The 19,101-nt window shown below is 70.7% G+C and carries 17 protein-coding genes; 10 read left to right on the forward strand and 7 right to left on the reverse strand.

Annotation, left to right across the window (positions count from 1 at the left end):
* The first annotated feature begins 63 nt into the window (after positions 1-63).
* On the forward strand, positions 64-540 hold the full coding sequence (locus tag ACFPLC_RS12345; RefSeq protein ID WP_191315568.1) for an Lrp/AsnC family transcriptional regulator: 477 nt from the start codon (positions 64-66) through the stop codon (positions 538-540).
* Positions 541-584: 44 nt separating this feature from the next.
* Here the strand turns inward: ACFPLC_RS12345 and helR are convergent, their stop codons facing one another.
* Both helR and ACFPLC_RS12355 read right to left on the reverse strand, forming a co-directional pair.
* On the reverse strand, positions 585-2,789 hold the full coding sequence (gene helR / locus ACFPLC_RS12350) for an RNA polymerase recycling motor ATPase HelR (RefSeq protein ID WP_378190448.1): 2,205 nt from the start codon (positions 2,787-2,789) through the stop codon (positions 585-587).
* 101 nt (positions 2,790-2,890) lie between these two features.
* Positions 2,891-4,708 carry a laminin G domain-containing metallophosphoesterase family protein gene (locus ACFPLC_RS12355; protein ID WP_378190450.1) on the reverse strand — a complete coding sequence of 606 codons (1,818 nt, stop codon included), beginning with the start codon at positions 4,706-4,708 and terminating at the stop codon, positions 2,891-2,893.
* A gap of 79 nt (positions 4,709-4,787) precedes the next feature.
* On the opposite strand from ACFPLC_RS12355, the gene ACFPLC_RS12360 reads away from it, so the two are divergent.
* Complete coding sequence (locus ACFPLC_RS12360; protein ID WP_191315565.1) at positions 4,788-5,180, forward strand: VOC family protein; 393 nt, start codon at positions 4,788-4,790, stop codon at positions 5,178-5,180.
* Here ACFPLC_RS12360 and ACFPLC_RS12365 read toward each other — a convergent pair.
* From ACFPLC_RS12365 to ACFPLC_RS12375, 3 genes are all read right to left on the reverse strand, one after another.
* Positions 5,156-5,638 carry a DUF6328 family protein gene (locus tag ACFPLC_RS12365; RefSeq protein ID WP_378190452.1) on the reverse strand — a complete coding sequence of 161 codons (483 nt, stop codon included), beginning with the start codon at positions 5,636-5,638 and terminating at the stop codon, positions 5,156-5,158. The two genes, ACFPLC_RS12360 and ACFPLC_RS12365, sit on opposite strands and share 25 nt — an antisense overlap.
* 104 nt (positions 5,639-5,742) lie before the next feature.
* Positions 5,743-7,632, reverse strand: a complete 1,890-nt coding sequence (locus tag ACFPLC_RS12370) for a DUF2339 domain-containing protein (RefSeq protein WP_378190454.1) — start codon at positions 7,630-7,632, stop codon at positions 5,743-5,745.
* Between the two features lie 59 nt (positions 7,633-7,691).
* A complete protein-coding gene (locus tag ACFPLC_RS12375; RefSeq protein WP_378190456.1) occupies positions 7,692-8,657 on the reverse strand; it encodes a Gfo/Idh/MocA family protein in 966 nt (321 codons plus the stop codon).
* A gap of 103 nt (positions 8,658-8,760) precedes the next feature.
* Here ACFPLC_RS12375 and dusB point away from each other — a divergent pair, with 103 nt between their 5' ends.
* Positions 8,761-9,900, forward strand: coding sequence for a tRNA dihydrouridine synthase DusB (dusB, locus tag ACFPLC_RS12380; protein WP_378190458.1), 1,140 nt, complete (start codon positions 8,761-8,763; stop codon positions 9,898-9,900).
* Here dusB and ACFPLC_RS12385 read toward each other — a convergent pair.
* Entirely contained in the window at positions 9,821-10,222 is a 402-nt protein-coding gene (locus ACFPLC_RS12385) for a hypothetical protein (protein ID WP_378190460.1), read from the reverse strand. The two genes, dusB and ACFPLC_RS12385, sit on opposite strands and share 80 nt — an antisense overlap.
* A gap of 38 nt (positions 10,223-10,260) precedes the next feature.
* Positions 10,261-10,458, reverse strand: coding sequence for a hypothetical protein (locus ACFPLC_RS12390; protein ID WP_378190462.1), 198 nt, complete (start codon positions 10,456-10,458; stop codon positions 10,261-10,263).
* A gap of 263 nt (positions 10,459-10,721) precedes the next feature.
* Here ACFPLC_RS12390 and ACFPLC_RS12395 point away from each other — a divergent pair, with 263 nt between their 5' ends.
* The 7 genes from ACFPLC_RS12395 to ACFPLC_RS12425 are packed head-to-tail and all read left to right on the forward strand — an operon-like array spanning position 10,722 to position 19,081.
* Positions 10,722-11,375 (forward strand): VC0807 family protein, encoded by a 654-nt coding sequence (locus tag ACFPLC_RS12395; protein WP_378190464.1) that lies wholly within the window; start codon positions 10,722-10,724, stop codon positions 11,373-11,375.
* A 32-nt stretch (positions 11,376-11,407) separates the two neighbouring features.
* Positions 11,408-12,100: a GntR family transcriptional regulator gene (locus ACFPLC_RS12400; protein ID WP_378190466.1), complete on the forward strand. Its 693-nt coding sequence runs from the start codon at positions 11,408-11,410 to the stop codon at positions 12,098-12,100.
* Positions 12,097-13,092, forward strand: coding sequence for an ADP-ribosylglycohydrolase family protein (locus ACFPLC_RS12405; RefSeq protein WP_378235817.1), 996 nt, complete (start codon positions 12,097-12,099; stop codon positions 13,090-13,092). The genes ACFPLC_RS12400 and ACFPLC_RS12405 overlap by 4 nt, the downstream gene beginning before the upstream one ends.
* Positions 13,089-13,964, forward strand: a complete 876-nt coding sequence (locus ACFPLC_RS12410; RefSeq protein WP_378190471.1) for a PfkB family carbohydrate kinase — start codon at positions 13,089-13,091, stop codon at positions 13,962-13,964. Before ACFPLC_RS12405 ends, ACFPLC_RS12410 begins: the two co-directional genes overlap by 4 nt.
* On the forward strand, positions 13,961-15,394 hold the full coding sequence (locus ACFPLC_RS12415; RefSeq protein ID WP_378190473.1) for a purine-cytosine permease family protein: 1,434 nt from the start codon (positions 13,961-13,963) through the stop codon (positions 15,392-15,394). The genes ACFPLC_RS12410 and ACFPLC_RS12415 overlap by 4 nt, the downstream gene beginning before the upstream one ends.
* The gene (locus ACFPLC_RS12420; RefSeq protein ID WP_378190475.1) at positions 15,391-15,918 is read left to right on the forward strand and encodes an isochorismatase family protein; all 528 of its coding nucleotides are present in this window, start codon (positions 15,391-15,393) and stop codon (positions 15,916-15,918) included. Before ACFPLC_RS12415 ends, ACFPLC_RS12420 begins: the two co-directional genes overlap by 4 nt.
* A gap of 40 nt (positions 15,919-15,958) precedes the next feature.
* Positions 15,959-19,081, forward strand: a complete 3,123-nt coding sequence (locus ACFPLC_RS12425) for an NACHT domain-containing protein (RefSeq protein WP_378235818.1) — start codon at positions 15,959-15,961, stop codon at positions 19,079-19,081.
* The last annotated feature ends 20 nt before the right edge of the window (positions 19,082-19,101 follow it).

Below are 19,101 nucleotides of genomic sequence, written 5' to 3' on the forward strand. Positions count from 1 at the left end.
TCCGCAGGTCTCGATACGCTGCGCACTTGACAAATCACATGCCGAAACACAGGGAGGGACGGCATGGGTGACGAAACACGTGCGCGCGCGCTGGACAATACGGACAGATCGCTGATCGACCTGCTCCAGAAGGACGGCCGGGCCTCGTTCACCGCGCTCGCCAAGGCGGTCGGCCTTTCGGAAGGAGCAGTGCGCCAGCGCGTGCAGCGGCTGCTGCGCGACGACCTGATGCAGATCGTCGCGGTGACCGACCCCGCCAACGTGGACCTGACGCGCCAGGCCATGGTCGGCATCAACGTCGACGGCGTCGATCCCCGCGATGTCGCCGACAAGCTGTCCGAGCTGACGAACGTGCACTACGTCGTGCTCTGCGCCGGGCGGTACGACCTGCTGGCCGAGCTGGTCTGCCGCGACGACGACCACATGCTGGAAGTGCTCGGCGAAGAGGTGCGCAAGATCCCGGGCGTGTCCGGGACCGAGCTGTTCGTGTATCTGAAGCTGGCCAAGCAGAACTACTCCTGGGGCCGGCTCACGGCCTAGCGGTGCGGGGATGACGGGTACCGCCGCCCGCCACCCCCTGCTCGCTACAGGAATCGCCGGTGCCCGGACCTCGCGGGCACCCCGGCCTCGGCGAGGCCGGTCAGCGCCGCCGGGAGCGGATCCCGGTGCAGCACCCCGAGGCGCTGCGTGGCGCGCGTGAGCGCGACGTAGAGCTCGGCCGCGCCGCGCGGGCCCGCGGCCAGGATCCGCCCCGGCTCGACCACGAGCACGGCGTCGAACTCCAGACCTTTGGCCGCCGCGGCCGGGATCGTTCCCGGGACACCCGGCGGACCGAGCACGACACTGGTGCCTTCCCGCCCGGCCTCGTCGCGGAGGAAGTCGTCGATGGCGTCCGCGAGCTCGTCGTCCGCCACTCGTCTGGACCACGGCCGCGTCCCGCACGCGCGCACCGACTCCGGCGCCCGCGCGTCCGGCGCGAACCGCGCCAGCAGCGCGCCCGCGACGGTCATGATCTCCGCCGGGGTCCGGTAGTTCACGGTCAGCTCGCGGTACACCCACCGGTCGCCGACGTACGGCGCGAACACCGGGCCCCACGCCGTCGCCCCGGCCGCCGAACGGCGCTGGGCGAGGTCGCCGACGACCGTGAACGACCGGCTCGGGCACCGCCGCATCAGCACCCGCCAGTCCATTTCGGACAGTTCCTGGGCCTCGTCGACGACGACGTGCCCGTACGTCCAGTCGCGGTCCGCGGCCGCCCGCTCGGCGAGGTCGCGGTGGTCGCGCTCGACGAACCGCTCGGCCAGGTCTTCGGCGCCGAGCAGGTCCTCGGCGACCAGCTGGACGTCCTCGTCGAGCTCTTCGGTGTCCAGCTTCATCAGCTCCATGACGCCGGAGGCGTACTCGGCCTCCGCTTCCGCCCGCCGGCGCGCGGCGGCGCGTTCCTCGGCGTCGTCCCGGCCGAGCAGGTCGACCAGCTCGTCGAGCAACGGGACGTCCGAGACGGTCCAGGCCGTGCCGTCCGCGCGGAACAGCGCCGGGTCGGCCCCGGCGGCCTCCAGGCGACGCGGGGACTCGTACAGCGGCGCCAGCAGCGTCTCCGGCGTCAGGCACGGCCACAGCCCGTCGAGCGCGGCGGTGAGCGCTTCGTGCGCCGCGAGCTCGTCGAGGACGTCGGCGCGCAGATCCGCCCACAGCAGGCGGTCCGCCGGGGTGAGCCAGCCCTCGCCGATCTTGGCCACGACCCGATCGGCGACGAGCTCGATGGCGTGCTCGCGGAAGATCGCGCGGGCTTCGTTGTGCAGCAGCCCGGTCTCGCGCGCTTTGAGCCGGGCCTGCGCCACGAGGTCGGCGTCGAGCGCCACCACGACGTCACCCAGGTCGATCGGCACCGGCTCCGCGGGCAGCTGCTGCCGGTCGGCGATCGCCGCTTCCAGCACGTCGAGGATCTCCAGCGATCCCTTGAGCCGCGCCACCTCCGGCGCGTCCTCGGCCGTGACGCGCAGGCCGGGGACGAGCCCGCCGGTGGTCGTGAAGACGACGTCCGACTCGCCGAGCGACGGCAGCACGCGGCCGATGTGGTCGAGGAACAACGGGCTCGGGCCGACCACGAGCACGCCGCTGCGCGACATCCGCTCGCGCCGCGTGTAGAGCAGGTACGCCACCCGGTGCAGGGCGACCGCCGTCTTGCCGGTGCCCGGGCCGCCCTCGACCACCAGCACGCCCGCGTGGCCGAGGCGGATGATCTCGTCCTGCTCGGCCTGGATGGTCGCGACGAGGTCCCGCATGCCCTCGCCGCGGGGCGCGCTGACGGCCGCGAGCAGGGCCGCGTCCCCGCGTTCGGCGTCCCCGGGGCGACCCAGGACTTCGTCGGTGAAATCGAGGACGCGACGGCCCATCGTGTGGAACTGACGGCGGCGGCGCATGTTTTCCGGCCGCGCCGCGGTGGCGACGTAGAACGGCCGCGCCGCCGGGGCCCGCCAATCCAGCAGGAACGGTTCGTAGTCGTTTTCCGCGTCGAAGAGCCCGATTCGGCCGATGTAGCTGGTTTCGCCCGAAAGGGCGTCCAACCGGCCGAAGCACAGACCGTTGTCGGCGACGTCCAGCCGGGCCGCCTCCCGCGACCGGCAGCGGACGTCGTCCTCTCGTTCTCCCGGCGACACCTCGGTTTGCCCGAGTGCGCCGTGGTACCGGGCCTGCGCCGCCGCGCGCTCGCGGTCGAGCCGCTCGTACAGCGCGGCGACGTAGGCCCGTTCTTCCCGCAATTCCTCGTCGTACCCCTGGTTTGACAAGTTCCCCTCACAGCGGTTAGACTCATATCAGGTTCGGCGATCGCTCCTGGTGTTTCCGGAGAGCACGCCGATTTTTTATTGTCCACCCGCTGTCAAGGGCCTCAGCCCAGCATGAATTCGCGCGGGTTCAGCGGCCGCCCCACCACCCGCACGTCACCCAGCAGCCCCGCGAAACTGCGGTCGACCTTCCCGCCGTAGGACGACGCACCGACCAGCCACGGCCCGCCCGGATCGGCGAGCCCGACCGCGGGCGTGGCCGGGTTCCGGACCACCGGGCAGCCGTCGACGTACATCGTCGTCCGCCGTCCGTCGTTGACCACGGCCACGTGCCACCACTTCTCCACCGGCAGCTCGTGACCCCAGTTGGTCGACGTCCGGTTCTGGTTCAGCGGGTACACCGCCCACTGCAGCTCGCCACCGTCCGAAAGGGACAGTGTGGCCGCCGACTCCTGCGGGTCGTCGCCGGTCTTGCCCGCGGCCGCGCCGCTGCCCTGCCGGGCGAACAGGCCGCACCAGCCGTGGTGGCCGTCTTTGAAGTTCGACGGCAGCCGGAAGAAGGCCTCGACGGTGTAGCCGCGCTCGAAGTCGAGCTTGTTGATCGGCGCCGTGTCGACCGTGCGCAGGTAGGCGCCGCGGCTCGGGTCACGCTGTCCGTCGAACCGCAGGCTCGCCCGCGACGGCTGCCGCGGCGAGAACTCGCTCGAGTACTTGAGCGAGTCGGGGCCACTGCCGGGCGCGGTGACGCGCGTGAGGTCGTTGCCGCCGCCGGTCTGGTCGCGCACGACGACGTCGTCCGGCACCGGCTTGCCGTCCTGGCCGCCTTCGAAGCGCCAGTACGCGACGGTGCCCGGGATCAGCAGCTGCTTCGCCGGGCGTCCGGGCGGGACCGGCACCGGCGCGAAGCCCTTGAAGCGTTCGGCGAAGTCGATCTCCAGGCTGAAGTAGTCGGCCGCGCCGCTGCGCTCGGCCTCGACCTGCTGCAGTTCGCTCAGGTGGTCCTGCGCGGCGAGCCACGGCGAGAACGTCCGGACGTCGATCACGCCGCGCGCGAGGTCGAACTGGTAGAGCCGGACCATCGCGCTGCCGCCGTAGTAGCGGTCCTGGTAGTTCGCGATGTGGACGTGGACGTCGTGCCCGGCGGCGTTCTTGCGGACGGTGCGCCCGGTCGGCCAGTAGTGGCCGTTGAGCGTGAGGAAGATCTGGTCGTTGCCCTGGACGAGCTCCTGCCAGACGTGCTCGCCGAACGTCGAGAACTGGGCCTGGTGGTCGTCGTCGGCCCAGACCAGCTCGTGGATGGTCAGGATCGCCGGCAGCGTCGGGTGCTGGGCGAGAACCTGCTTCGCCCAGTTCAGGCCGCCGGCGGACGGCCGCCAGTCGAGGGCGAGCAGGAGCCACTCCCGGCCACCGCCGCGGAAGATGTGGAACGTGTTGTAGCCGTCCTTGGACGCCCCCTTGAACGTCGGCGAGGTGCGCTGACGCTGCGGGCCGAACGCGTCGAGGTACGGCGACGGGCCGCGCTGGTCGTCCTTCGAGCCGTCGATGTCGTGGTTGCCCGCGAGGGTGCTGTACGGGAACCGGCGGCGGTCGAGGGCCTGGAACGAGCGGCTGATGCGGGCGAACTCGTCCGCCCGGCCGTTCTGCGTGAGATCGCCGAGGTGGGCGAGGAAGACAACGTTGTCGTCCTGCGCTTCGAGGACGTACCGCAGCGAGGCGTCCAGCGGGGCCGCGTCACCGCGGTCCTCGTCGAACAGGTACTGCGTGTCCGGCATGACCACGAGCGTGAAGCGCGGATCTTCGGTGTCCGGGCGGTGCCGGCCGGTGGCTTGGGCGGCGGGCGCGCCGAGGACGTTCGGCAGGGTCGCCGCGGCGGCGACGGCCGGGGCACCGAGGAGGAAGGTCCGGCGAGAAGTGTCAGTCACGGGCGGGAAGCTACGGGCGACTTCCGACCACCCCGGCAACTGCTGCCGAACACGGGATGAACAGCGGTACTGTGCCCGCATGAGCGGCCCGCGGGTGTTCCGGTTGATCCAGCCCGTCGACGACATCGAGGTCGCCGTCGCGTTCTACGCCGCCGTCTTCGGCGACCCCGGCGAACGCATCGCGGTCAACCGGCACTACTTCACCTGCGGTGGCGTGGTGCTGGCCTGCGTCGAGGCCCCCGCCGAACACCGCGAGCCACGCCCGCAACGCGACCCGCGGATCGTCTACCTCGCCGTCGAGGACGTCGAGGAGACGTTCGAGCGGGTGCGCGCGGCCGGGCCGCGCTGGGCCGACGACGCGATCGAGACGCAGTTCTGGGGCGAACGTTCCTTCTACGCCGACGACCCGTTCGGCAACCCGCTCTGCTTCGTCCAGGAGGACACGCTCTACTTGGGCGGCCCCGTCGGCTGAACGTCCCGGTGCACCTGGAACGGCATGACGAACCAGAGGATGCCGAAGATGAGCAGGCACAGCACGCCCATGATCGCCACGGCGACCCCGCCGTAAACCACCTTCGCGATCAAAGCGACCGTCGACGTGATCGCCAAGGCCAGGCAGACCAGCCCGGCGAGGACCAGCCGGTTGCCGACGGTGAGGATCCGCTCCCGGCTGCCGGTGCGGAACAGCAGCCGGTGCCAGGCCGCGGGCGCGGTCAGCAGGGCCGTGGCCGCGACCGCGAGCGTCACCGCGGACAGGTGCAGCGACTTCTCGAATCCGCTGGCGTCGTGGAACCGGTCGGTGAACACCACCGACAGCAGGAAGCCGAAGAGGATCTGCACCCCGGCCTGCGCGACCCGCAGTTCCTGAAGCAGCTCGCCGAGGTTGCGCTGCAGCTTCTCGTTGCGGGATTCGCCGGTGTGTTCGGGCACACAGGCACAATAACCGGACCCCGGAGCGGCCACACGCCGGGAAATCCGTGACTTTTCCACGAACTCCCGGCGTGCGACCGTCCGAAGTGGACTCGGTGCGCACGCTAGCGCGACGCCACCCGCCGCGCGTACCGCGTCCCGGCCGCCAGCAGCACCAGGCCCGCACCGAGGAACGCGCCGACCCTGGCCAGGCCGTCGAGTGCGGCGAGGTCGAACAGCACCAGCTTGAGCACGGCCGCACCGACCAGGATCAACCCGGTCACCCGCAGCGCGGCGACCTCGATCCCGCGCAGGAGCAGCACGAGCGCCGCGATCGTCCAGGACACGGTGATCAGCGCGTGGCCGAGGAGAAACCCGGTCCGGCCGGGGACGGCCAGCAGCGCCCCGCAGAGCACCACCCCGGCGGCGCCGTAGAGCGCCGCCAGCCCGGCGAGCAGCCAGATCGGCAGGTCGTCGGCCGGACCGCGGAACACTGCCAGCCGCGCCGCCGCCCACGGCAGCGCGACCGACACGGCGAGGATCAGCGCGGCGACCACGAGCGCGCCGGTCAGCTCGGCGGCCGGGTGGGGGCGGGGCACGATCAGCAGCGCGGGCGTGACGTCGAAGACCACGCCGAGCAGCCCGCCGATCGCCGCGAACCCGAGCGCGGCGGCGAGCGTGCCGCGGTTACGGGCGCCGACCGCGGCCACGACCAGCAGCAAGGCCTCGCCGAGCAGCACCCCGGCGCGGGCCGGGCCGTCGAACTGGGTGACCGTCGCCTGCAGGATCGCGACCAGCCCGGCCAGCCCGGCGACCTGCCCGGCGAACCCGGGCCACCAGCGGCGCGCCGCCCAGACGGCGAGCAGCAGGACGCCGGCCCCGGCCGTGATCGGCACCGCCTGGGCCTTCGGCAGCAGCAACGCGGCGACAAGCGTCGGAAGCACGGCGGTCGCCAGCAGAGCGAGTGCCGCGGGGTCGTTCTCGCGACGGCGCAGCACGATCAGCGCGAGCACGACGCCCGTGAGCCCGGCCCCGCCGGCCGCGGCGGTGTTGGCCCAGCTGCCGCCCCCGCCAAGCCACGCCGTGCTGATCACGGAGGCGAGCAGCGGCGGGATACCGGCGGCGAGGGTCAGCGACGACCAGTCGCGGCGCAGCTGCACCGGTGCCGTCGCGAGCTGGACCATCAGCAGGAAGGTGACCAGTTCGGGGGTGAACCCACCGACGATCATCGGCGCGCACACGACACAGCCGACGACGACGGCGGAGGCCAGCAGCCGCGACGCCCAGCGCACGGCCACCAGCAGCCCGCCGACGGCGATCGCCAGCCCGGCGGCGAGCCCGGCGAGCATCGGCAGGAACTCGTACAGCGAGGTCGCGGCGACGACGTCCAGGTAGAGCGTGGCGATCCCGGTGGCGGCCAGCGCGAAGGCCCCGGTGCGGCCGGCGGGCTTGCGGTGCAGCCACACGCCGGTGCCGGTCAGCGCGAGCCCGAACCCGGCGCCGACGAGCACCCGCGGCAGCGGCCCGAGCCAGCCCCGCTGCACGGCCAGCACGAGCAGCAGGACGACGCCGAGCAGCGTCACGGCCCCGCCGACCCAGGCGAGCACGCGGCTGCCGGCGCCCTCCTTGCCGAGCTTCTCGCCCAGCGTCTGCCGCGGAACGGGCAGGTAGGGCGACGGCGGGGTGTAGTGCTGCTGAGGCGGGACGTACTGCTGTTGGGGCGGGACGTACTGCTGCTGGGGCGGCGGCTGCCACTGGTACTGCGGCCACGGGACCGACTCGGGCCGCATCGGCCGAGGCTGCGGCTGGGGTTGCGGCTGGGGTTGCGGCTCAGGCTGGGGTTGCGGCTGTGCTTGCGGCGCCGGCTCCGGCTGGGCGGCCTGCTCGGGCTCTTCGGTGTCCGGGCGCTCTTCGGCCCGGACGGTCCGCAGTTCGGAACCCACCAGCGCGAGACGACGCCCCAGGTCGTCGATCTCGCCGGCGAGCCGGAGGAGCACATCTGCTTCGGTGGTCATACCGGACAGGGTCACGCACGGCGTCCACCTGCGGATCCGTAGCACTACTCAATCCCGGGTCACGTCCTGGTCGCGGCCAGCACCTCGTCCATGGTCGTCATGATCGAGACGGTCTCGGCCAGCGGCATGAGCGGGCTCTCGGTCTCCCCGGCGGCCAGCCGTAGCGCCACGTCGTCGGCCTGGTGCCGCAGGCCACGGCCCGCATCGACGTATTCGAAGCGGCTCCGCTCGCCTTCACGCGGAATGAAGGTGAAGGAGGCGGGAGCGTAGAAGGGCCCGTCGATCTCGATCCGCGCTTCCGTGCCGACGATCGACGCGGTGGTCGGCGAAACGGCACTCAAAGTGCAGGTCAGGACGGCTTGCGCCCCGCTCGCGTAGCCGAACAGCATCGACATCTGGGCGTCCACACCGGTGAAGGCGGGCGTCGCCATCGCGGCCACGCGTTCGGGCGGCCCGAGGACCATCGAAGCGAAGGACACGGGATAGATCCCGAGGTCGAGCAGGGCACCCCCGCCGAGTTCGGGAGCGAACAGCCGGAAGGCGGGATCTTCGGCAAACCACTGCCCATGATCGGCGGCGACGGTGACGACGTCCCCGAGGCGTGGCAGGAGCTCGCGGACGTGCCGGATGTGCGGCAGGAAGCGCGTCCACATGGCTTCCATCAGGAAGAGGTGCTTGGCCCGCGCCAGCTCGACGAGATCGCGCGCCTCATCGGCGTTCATCGTGAACGGCTTCTCGACGAGCACGGGCTTCCCGGCTTCGAGGGCAAGGCGGGCATTGGCGTGGTGGAGCGGATGCGGCGTGGCGACGTAGACGACGTCGACGTCCGAATCGTTCGCGAGGGCTTCGTAGCTGCTGTGGCGGGCAGGGATGTGGTGCGTCCCAGCGAACCGTTCGGCGCTCTCCGCCGAGCGCGATCCGACCGCGGCGACCACGCCGGACTCGGTGAGCTGCAGGTCCTCGGCGAAGGCGCCGGCGATCCCGCCGGTGCCCATGATTCCCCAGCGGAGAGGCGCGTTCGTCATACGCCGAACCCTATGCCCGGCCGAAGGACGAGACGATCACCGCGCGGCCGCGCTGGCGGAGCCGGCCGCCCCCTGGTCGCCGTGATCGACACCACAGGCGACAATGGAGGGCGTGACCGCCACCTTGAGCAAGCCCGCCCTGAAGATCGGCCCCTACGAGGTCGATCCGCCGGTCGTGCTCGCGCCCATGGCCGGCATCACCAACGTCGCCTTCCGGCAGCTGTGCCAGGAGTACGGCGCCGGCATCTACGTGTGCGAGATGATCACCGCCCGCGCCGTCGTCGAACGGCACCCCGGGACCATGCACATGATGACCTTCGGCGAACACGAAAAGCCCAGGTCCATGCAGCTCTACGGGGTCGACCCCAAGACCATGGCGGAGGCCGTCCGGATCATCGTCGGCGAGGGCCTCGCCGACCACGTCGACTCCAACTTCGGCTGCCCCGTCGCGAAGGTGACGCGCAAGGGCGGCGGGGCCGCGCTGCCGTTCAAGCGGAAGCTGTTCGAAGCCATCGTCCGCGAGTCCGTGAAGGCCGCCGGGGACACGCCGTTCACGGTGAAGTTCCGCATCGGCATCGACGACGACCACCACACCTTCCTCGACGCCGGCCGCATCGCCGAAGCCGAGGGCGCGGCCGCCGTCAGCCTGCACGCCCGCACCGCCGCGCAGCGCTACTCCGGCCAGGCCGACTGGACGAAGATCGCCGCCTTGAAGGAGGCCGTGACCAGCATCCCGGTGCTCGGCAACGGCGACATCTTCTCCGCCGCCGACGCCCTGCGCATGGTCGACGAGACCGGCTGCGACGGCGTGGTCGTCGGCCGCGGCTGCCTCGGCCGGCCGTGGCTGTTCGGCGAGCTCGAAGCGGCGTTCCAGGGCCGCCCGCAGCCGACCCCGCCCAACCTCGGCGAAGTCGCGCAGGTCCTCCGCCGCCACACCGAGCTGCTCATCGAGCACGACGGCCACGACAAGGCGATGCGCGACATCCGCAAGCACATGGCCTGGTACCTCATGGGCTTCCCGGTCGGCTCCGAGCTGCGCCGCGGCTTCGCGATGCTCTCGTCGATGGACCAGCTCGACGACCTGATCGCCCAGCTCGACCACGACGCGCCCTTCCCGGAGGCCGCCACCGGGCCGCGGGGGCGCCAGGGCTCCCCGGGCAAGGTCACGCTGCCGCATGGCTGGCTCGACGATCCGGACGACGACTGCGTCCCCGAAGCGGAAGACATGCATTCGGGCGGCTGAGCTGCACCAGGCTCAGGCCGAACAGCAACACCCCCAGCGGGACGTGCACGGTTTTGACGTGCGCGATCCCGAGGACCACCTGCGCGGTCACGAGCCCCAGGAACACGACCGCGTAGAGGATCATCCCCGGCGAGCCCCCGCCCGGCCGCCACACCAGGACCGCTGCCACCACCTGCACGACGGCGACGACCCACACCGTGTACGCCGAAACGCTGTGCAGGACGTGCCCGTTCGGGGTGGTCAGCAACAGCCCGGCGGTGACCGGCGCGAGGAAGGCCACCAGCGTCTGCAGCGCGATCGTGCCGCGCAAAAACGTCGTCATGCCTTGTAGACGGCGCAGCCGCCCGAAACGTGAGGTGACTACGATTGCTCGCGGCTCTTGCGCTTGATTTCCAGCGGCGGGTGCAGGGCCTTCGCGATCTCGGGGATGTCCTGCGGTCGCGCCTTGGAGACCAGGGTTTTCGCGGTCAGCCACTTGCAGAGCGGCCTGACGACAGAACCGACCGCGATTCCGCTCGCCATCACGATGGCCGCGAGTTCCGGAAGTCCGGCTGCCATACTCCGCTCCCTTGCCTACCCGATCGGGCGAGCAAAGCGCGCAAGCCGACCCGACCAGCGTTTCCACTGGGTAGGCCGAGGACCTCCCGTCTCAGCGCTAGCGACTTGCCGAGATGACTACCCCTCGCGTGGTGCCCCACAGAACCACAAGCGGTCAACTCAATCGCGGTGCCGATTCTAGCAAGCCGGTCGTGACATCTGTCAGCCCCAAGTCGTGGCGGACGGCATCCTTCCCGAGGTCCCCGCCGCGACAAGCTCATCCCATGACGACGAACCAGCCGGGAAGCGCCCTCCTCAAGACCCTCGCGATCGACATCGCCGTCCCGATCGGCGCCTACTACGCGCTCCACTCGCTCGGCGCGAGCGACTTCGCCGCCCTCGCCGCCTCCGGTGTCTTCCCGCTGGCCCGGACCCTCGTCCAGTTCGCCAAGGACCGCACGATCAACAGCCTCGCCCTGGTCGTCCTGGTCACGAACGTCGTCGGCATGCTGCTCACCTTCGTCACCGGCGACGCCCGGATGATGATCGCCAAGGACTCGCTCGGCAGCGGCATCACCGGCCTGGTCATCCTCGCCTCGGCCTTCACCGCGGCCCCGATCATGACCAAGACCATGCGGCCCTTCCTGACCCGCGGCAAGGCCGAAAACGAAGCGGCGTGGGAACGGCTCGGCGGCAACCACACCTTCAACGCCATCCTGCGGCGCTGCAGCGTGATCTGGGGGATCGGCTTCGCGCTGGAGAGCGCGATTCGCATCGTCGGCGCGTTCACGCTGCCCGTCTCGACCATGGTGTGGCTCAGCACCACCATCTTCGCGGTCGCCTTCGCGGTGATCATGGTCGTCTCCGGCAAGGTCGCCGAGAAGGCGGGCAAGATGATCGCCGCGGAGGCGCAGGCTCGCTCACTCGTGGCGGCTTGACCTGCGGCAACGCCGGGTGTACAGGTGTGGACATGTACAGCAAGCGGCAGCAGCTGGTCGGTGACCTCACCGACCTGATCCGCTCCGGGCGCCTCGCCCACGGCGAACGCCTGCCCGGCGAGCACCAGCTCGCCCTGCAGTACCAGGTCAGCCGCGGCACCGTCCGCAGCGCGCTGTCCGAGCTCCAGCAGCTCGAGCTCATCTCCACCCAGGCCGGGGTCGGTTCGTTCGTCACCTTCGACGGCGTCCAGCTCGACCAGCGGATCGGCTGGGCCCGCGCCCTCGCCGACGCCGGTGCGCCGGTCACCACCGAAGTGCTCGGCATCGAGACCGTCGAAGACGTCGCGCTCGAAGAGGAATTCGGCGAGCGGGCCTACGTCGCCGTGCGGCGGCTGCGGCGGGAGCACGACCGCGGGATCTCGCTCGAAACCGCCACCGTGCCCGCCGCCGGGCCGCTCGCCGACCTCCCCGCGACCGGCCTGCAGGACGGCTCCCTGACCAAGACCCTCGAAGCCGCCGGGCGGATCTCCGTCGGCGGCGACCAGTGGATCAGCACCGAACGCCTCGACGCCTGCGCCGCCGAAGTCCTCGGCCGTTCGATCGGCGAGCTCTTCCTCCGCGCCGAGCGCACCTCGGTCGACGTCGAAGGCCGGCTCGTCGAGCGCGTCGTCAGCCTGCTGGACCCGGACCGGTTCCAGTTCCACCTCACCTTCGGACACCGGTGACCGCGCGGGACCGGGCGCTCGGCGCGTTCACCGGGCTGGCCGTCGGCGACGCGCTCGGCATGCCGACGCAGTCGATGTCGCGCGCCGCCATCGCCGCCACCTACGGGCCGGTCACCGGCCTGCTCACCGCCGCCGCCGAACAGCCGGTCGCGCCGTCGATGCCCGCCGGCTCGGTCACCGACGACACCGAGCAGGCCGTCCTGCTGGCCCGGCTGCTCATCGACGGCCGGGGCGTCGTCGAGCCGCACGTCTTCGCCGACGCGCTGCTGATCTGGGAGGCCGACATGGTCCGCCGAGGCTCCGCGGACCTGCTCGGGCCGTCCACCAAACGCGCACTCGCCCGGCTCCAGGACGGCGTCCCGGCCGACGAAGCCGGCCGCACCGGCACCACCAACGGCGCCGCCATGCGGGTCACCCCGGTCGGCATCGCGACGCCGTCGGACGACCTGCACCGGCTGGTCGACGCCGTCGTCGCGACCGCGCGGGTCACGCACAACACCAGCCTCGGCATCGCGTCCGCCGCCGCGGTCGCGGCCGCCGTCTCCGCCGGGGTCGACGGCGCGAGCCTGGCCGAAGCACTCGACGCGGGCGAGCGCGCCGCCGTCGTCGGCGGGGAACGCGGGCACTGGGCACCCGGCGGCGAGATCGCCGCCCGGATCCGCTGGGCGCGCGGCTGGGTGCGGGGCATGGCCCCGGCCGCCGTCGCCGACGCGGTCGCGCGGGTCATCGGCACGTCGGTCGCTTCGCAGGAGTCCGTGGTGGCCGCGTTCGCGCTGGCCGAGGCCATGGGCGACGACCCGCCGTCGGCGTTGCGGCTGGCCGCCGGGCTGGGCGGCGACACCGACACCGTCGCCGCGATCTGCGGGGCGATGCTCGGCGCCGCGCACGGTGCCGGCGCGTTCCGCCCCGACGTCGTCGAGACCGTGCTCGCCGTCAACCGGCTCGAATTCGGGCCGCTCGTCGACGAACTGCTGAAGCTGCGCCGCCGATGACCGGGCGGCTGGTGCACACCGGACAGGTCGTCGTCGACCTCGTCATGACGGTACCGGCCTTGCCCCCGCCCGGCGGTGACGTCCTCGCTTCGTCGACGAACCTGTTGCCCGGCGGCGGTTTCAACGTCATGGCCGCCGCCGCGCGTTCCGGGGCGCGCGTGCTTTACGCGGGCAGCCACGGAATCGGCGGCTTCGGTGATCTCGCGCGTGCTGCTCTCGCGGCCGAAGGCGTTGCACTGGCCCATGAAGCAACGTCCGAAATGGACACTGGTGTCGTCGTCGTGTTGGTGGACGCGACCGGCGAGCGCACGTTTGCGACCGGCACCGGCGCCGAAGGGCGGCTGAGCGCGGAACTGCTCGACCGGATCACCCCAAAGAATGACGACGTCGTGTACGTGAGCGGATACAGTTGGTTGCACGAGATCAATCGCGGGGCCCTCGTCGAGTGGCTGCCCCGTCTTCCCGGCTCGAGGATCCTGTTCGATCCTGGCCCGCTCATCGGTGACATCAACCCTGGAGACCTTCATGACCTTTTGTCCACAGTAGACATAGTGAGCTGCACCGCCCGCGAAGCCGAGGTGCTGGGCGAGCTGCCGCCCGTCGCCGTCATCCGCGAGGGCGCGAAAGGCTGTCGTGTCCACGAAAACGGCCGGATCACCGACGTGCCCGGGTTCCCGGTCGACGTCGTGGACACCACCGGCGCCGGCGACACGCACTGCGGCGTGCTGGCCGCGGAGCTGTTGCGCGGCAGTACCGTCCTCGACGCCGCCGTGCGCGCCAACGCGGCGGCCGCGCTTTCGGTGACCCGGCGCGGCCCGGCGACCGCGCCGGGGCGGGAAGAGATCGACCGACTGGTGGAGGCCATGCGATGACCGGTACCCGCAGGCTCGAGGTGGAGACCAACGGCCTCGACGTGATCGACGACGCCGAGCGGCGCGGACGCCCGCGGCAGCTGTTCTGGCCGTGGTTCGGCGCGAACGTGTCGGTGCTGGGGCTGAGCTACGGCTCGTTCACCCTCGGCTTCGGCATCTCGTTCGGGCAGGCGCTGGTCGCCGGCGTCGTCGGCATCCTGTTCTCGTTCCTGCTGTGCGGGTTCATCGCCATCGCGGGCAAACGCGGGTCGGCGCCGACCATGCTGCTCTCGCGGGCGGCGTTCGGTGTGCGCGGCAACCGGCTGCCGTCGGCGATCTCGTGGCTGCTGACGGTCGGCTGGGAAACCGTGCTCGCGGCGCTGGCGACACTGGCCACGGCAACGGTGTTCGAACGCCTCGGCTGGGGCGGCGGAACGCCGACGAAGGTGGTCGCGCTCGTCGTGGTGGCGGCGCTGACCGTCGCCGCCGGCGTGCTCGGCTTCGACGCGATCATGCGGCTGCAGACGTGGATCACCTGGATCACCGGGGTGCTCACGGTCGTGTACGTGGTCCTCGTCGCCGGTGACGTGCACTGGGCGGCGGTGAGCGCGCTGCCGTCCGGCTCGGCGCAACAGTGGGTGGGCGCGCTGGTGTTCCTGATGACCGGCTTCGGCCTCGGCTGGGTCAACGCGGCCGCGGACTACTCGCGCTACCTGCCGCGGTCGTCGTCGAGCCGGGGCGTGGTCGGCTGGACGACGTTCGGCGCGTCGGTGGCGCCGGTGGTGCTGCTGGTGTTCGGGCTGCTGCTGGCCGGCTCGTCGCCGGACCTGAACAAGGCGATCGCGGCGGACCCGATCGGCGCGCTGACGACGTTGCTGCCGCTGTGGTTCCTGGTGCCGTTCGCGATCGTCGCGGTGCTCGGCCTGGTCGGCGGCGCGGTGCTGGACATCTATTCATCGGGCCTGGCGCTGCTCTCGACAGGCCTGCGCATCCCCCGCCCGGCGGCGGCGCTGGTCGACGGTGTGATCATGATCCTCGGCACGATCTACATCGTCTTCTTCGGCGGCGAATTCCTCGGCCAGTTCCAGGGTTTCCTGGTGACGCTGGGCGTCCCGGTGGCCGCGTGGTGCGGCGTGATGCTCGCGGACGTCCTGCTGCGCCGAGGCAACTACGCCGAGCGCGAGCTGTTCGACCCGGCCGGCCGCTACGGCGACGTCCGGTTCGGCCCGATCGCCCTGGTCCTGGTGGCGACGGCGCTCGGCTGGGGCCTGGTGACGAACACGTCCGCGGAGTGGCTGAAGTGGCAGGGCTACCTCCTGGAGCCGTTCGGACTCGGCGGCCGCGAAGGCGCCTGGGCCTTCGCGAACCTCGGCGTCCTGCTGGCACTGGCCCTCGGGTTCCTGGTGACATTGCTGACGCGGCGGCGGGTCCGCGAACAGGAGGCAGCGTGAGGAGAATCCTGGCGGTCATCGACCTGCAAAACGTGTTCGCCGACCCGGCAAGCCCGTGGTTCACCCCACGCTTCGCCGAGGTGGTCCCGCGGATCCACCGCCTGGTGACGGCGTTCGGCAACGACGTGGTGTTCACGAGGTTCGTCGCCCCCGCACGCCCGGATGGAGCGTGGAAGCGGTACTACGAACAGTGGTCGTTCGCCCTGCAGCCACCGGATGCCCCGCTGTACCAGGTGGTCGACACGTTCCAGCCACCATCCACAGTGGACGCAACCACGTTCGGCAAGTGGAACCCCCGCCTGGCGACCCGCGTCGGCGGCGCGGGCCTGGTGCTGGCGGGCGTCTCGACGGACTGCTGCGTGCTGTCCACAGCCCTGGCAGCAGCCGACGCAGGCGTCGCGGTCACCGTGGTTTCGGACGCCTGCGCGGGCGCGGACGACGAAAGCCACACGAAAGCACTCGATATCCTGCGGCTGTACGGGCCGTTGGTGACGGTTGCCACAACCGAGGAGGTGCTCGGCTAAACTGCCGCCGGTGAGCGGGCTAGAGGCATCAGCGATAGCTTTGACGACAGCGGTAGTGAAATCGGCGGCCAAGATCTGGTTCGGCGATCGGCCGGTCGCGGCCGATGTGTCGGCCAAGGTGTTCGATTTGCTGGAGAAGCAGCTCACCGGCCAGAACGACCGCCGCAAGCTGCGGCTGTTGTTCACGAATCTCGAGTCACGCGTGACAGACCGGCTGCTTCCGTTCCTCGACGTGGAGTTCCGCGCGCTGCCCGACCACGAGCGAGCCGCCGCGATCGACGCCGCAAGAGAGACGTTCGAGCGCGCCGCACTGACCGATGATGATCTTTTCGACATCGACCTCGACGCGGCTTTCCTCTACCGTTATCTACTCCAAACCGCGCCACGGATTCCGCACGAATTCCTCCTGTCGGCGGACGCCGTCGAGCTGTACCAGCGGGTCCTTCGCGAATGCTGCGCCTACCTGGTTCAGGTGACCAGCACCCTGCCCCGCTTCCAGCCGGGCGTGCTGATCGAGATCCTGCGCCGGGAGACGGAGATCCTCGAAACCGTCCGGAACGTGCTGAGTGCTTTGCCGGAACGCCGCCACCCAGACGACTTCGCCGCCGATTTCCGTCGTCAGGTGGTGACGACCCTCGACCGGATGGAACTGTTCGGTGCCGGCCTGACCGAAGCCACCCGGCTGTACCCGCTGTCGGTCGCCTACCTGAGCCTCAGCGTCGCCACCGACCGGACCGCGGTGCCCACCGATCGGATCGAACAGGTCCTGCCGCACACGTCACGCATCCTCCTGCGCGGCGAGGCAGGCTCAGGAAAGACCACGTTGCTGCAGTGGCTGGCCGTTCAGTGCGCGAGCCGGCAGCTGCGGATGGTCGACGGCTGGGCGAACCTGGAGCCGTTCCTCGTGCGCCTGCGCCGGTACAGTCAGTCGCCCCTGCCGCCGCCGGAACGCTTCCTCGACGAGGTCGGCCGACACATCGCCGACGAGATGCCGCCCGGGTGGGTACAGCAGCGGCTTCGCAGCGGCCTCGCGGTCGTCCTGGTCGACGGCCTCGACGAGCTGCCGGACGACCGCCGCCACGAGGTGCGTTCCTGGCTCCGCGAACTCATCACCGCTTTCCCGAGGGCGCGGTACGTCGTGACGACCCGGCCGGCCGCGGTTTCGCCCGACTGGCTGCGCCGGGAGAGCTTCACCGAAGTGCGGCTCCAGCCGATGACGCCGCGGGACGTCCGCACCTTTGTCACCCGCTGGCACGCGGCGATGCAGGGCGAGGGGCTCGTCGCCCAGCGCGACGCCCTCGTGGCCGCGATCAGCACGCGGAGCGCGCTGCGGCGGCTCGCCGAGAACCCATTGCTCTGCGCCTTGCTCTGCGCGCTGCACCACGAGGGAAACGGCAGCCTGCCGGACAACCGCATGGAGCTGTACGACCTCGCCCTGCGCATGCTCGTCGATAGCCGTGACATCGAGCGGCAGATCAAGCCCCACCTGCGGCTGTCGCGCACCGAGAAGCTCGTCCTGCTCCGCCACCTCGCTTACTGGCTGGTCCGCAACGACCAGACCGACATCTCGACGATGAGTGCCGAAGACCGGCTGTCGAAGAAACTCGCGGTGATGGGTCAGATCGACGCCGGCCCGCGGCGGGTGCTGCAGCACCTGCTCGACCGTGGCGGTGTGCTGCGCGAACCCGTGCCCGGCCGCATCGACTTCGTGCACCGGACGTTCCAGGAGTACATGGCGGCGCAGGCCGCGGTCGAAGAAGACGACATCGGCGTGCTGATCAAGAACGCGCACCTGGAAACGTGGCGCGAGGTGGTCGTCATGGCCGCGGAACGCGCTTATCCGGGGCAGCGGAAACAACTGCTGAGCGGGTTGCTCAAAGCGGAGGCAGACACGGCGCGGCGGCTCAAGCTCGACCTCGTCGCCCTCGCGTGTTTGGAGACCTCGCCCGAACTGAACGAAGACCTGCGGACGGAAATCCGGGTCCGCGCGAATTCTCTGATCCCGCCGAAAACGCTGATCGAGGCGAAAGCATTGGCGAAGGCCGGCGAATTCGTGCTCGACCTGCTCGGCGACTGCACCCCGAGCCCGGCCGACGTTCCGTTCCTGCTGCGCACGGTGTCGCTGATCGGTGGTCCCGGCGCGCTCGACTTGCTCGCCCAGTACAGCAACAGCCAGAACTACTCCGTTGTCCTCGAGCTCATCTCGGCCAGGGAACAGTTCGACCCGGCCGAGTACGCCGAGACGGTCCTGGCGGATTCTCCGCTGCTGAGCGGCTTCCTCGAGATCCGCGATCCGGTGTCGCTCTCCGGCCTCGAACATCTCAAGAATCTCGTATCACTCAAATGTCAGTTCGAAGACGGATACGGCCGGATGGATTTCGTCCGGTACCTGCCGAAGCTGAGAACCTTGGAGGTGGCCGACAGAGCCGGGTACGACCTCGAATCACTGACCGAGACGGACCTGATCCGGATCACGCTGTCGGAACCACTCGCCCAGTCGACCGACCTTTCCCCGCTCGCCCACGTGCACGGCCTGGAAACCATCAGCGTCATGGCGAAATCGCACGGATGGGCGGCACTGGCCGAGCTTCCGCGGCTGCAGTCACTCGAGCTGAGCTGGATCGGCGACCCGGCCCGGCTGACCGAACTCGCGAAGCTGCCCGGCCTGAACTCGTTGTCCCTGCACCACGTTTACCAGCTTCGCGAATTATCGCCGCTGGCCCTCGTGCCCGGTCCGAGCAATCTCGCCCTGGCCGACTGCCGGACGCTCCAAGACGTGTCACTGCTGTGCCACTGGTCTCCCTGGCTCCAGCAGCTGAGTTTCAGCGCCTGTCCCCGTGTGGATCCCGCGCCGTTGGCCGAGCTGACCGAACTCCGCCAGCTCGACCTCACCGGCATCCCGATGCCCGAGCTGTCGGTCCTGGCCGGCCTGACGCGGCTCCAGCAGCTCAAACTGCGGGTGAACGACGCCGTTCCCGACCTCGAGCCGCTCGCCGGGCTGCCCGAACTCGAAGCGCTGACGGTGACCGGGCAAGGGCTGCTGAACCTCCGGCCGCTCGCCGGGTGCCGGAACCTACGCATCAAGGTGGGCAGTCACGTCCGGACGATCGGCGGGTCGGAACTCGGCCCGGGCAGTGCTCTCGTGGTCATCGCCAACCGTTGACCCGGTGTTCGCCCGCGCGA

Source organism: Amycolatopsis plumensis (assembly GCF_042652605.1).
GTDB lineage: Bacteria > Actinomycetota > Actinomycetes > Mycobacteriales > Pseudonocardiaceae > Amycolatopsis > Amycolatopsis plumensis.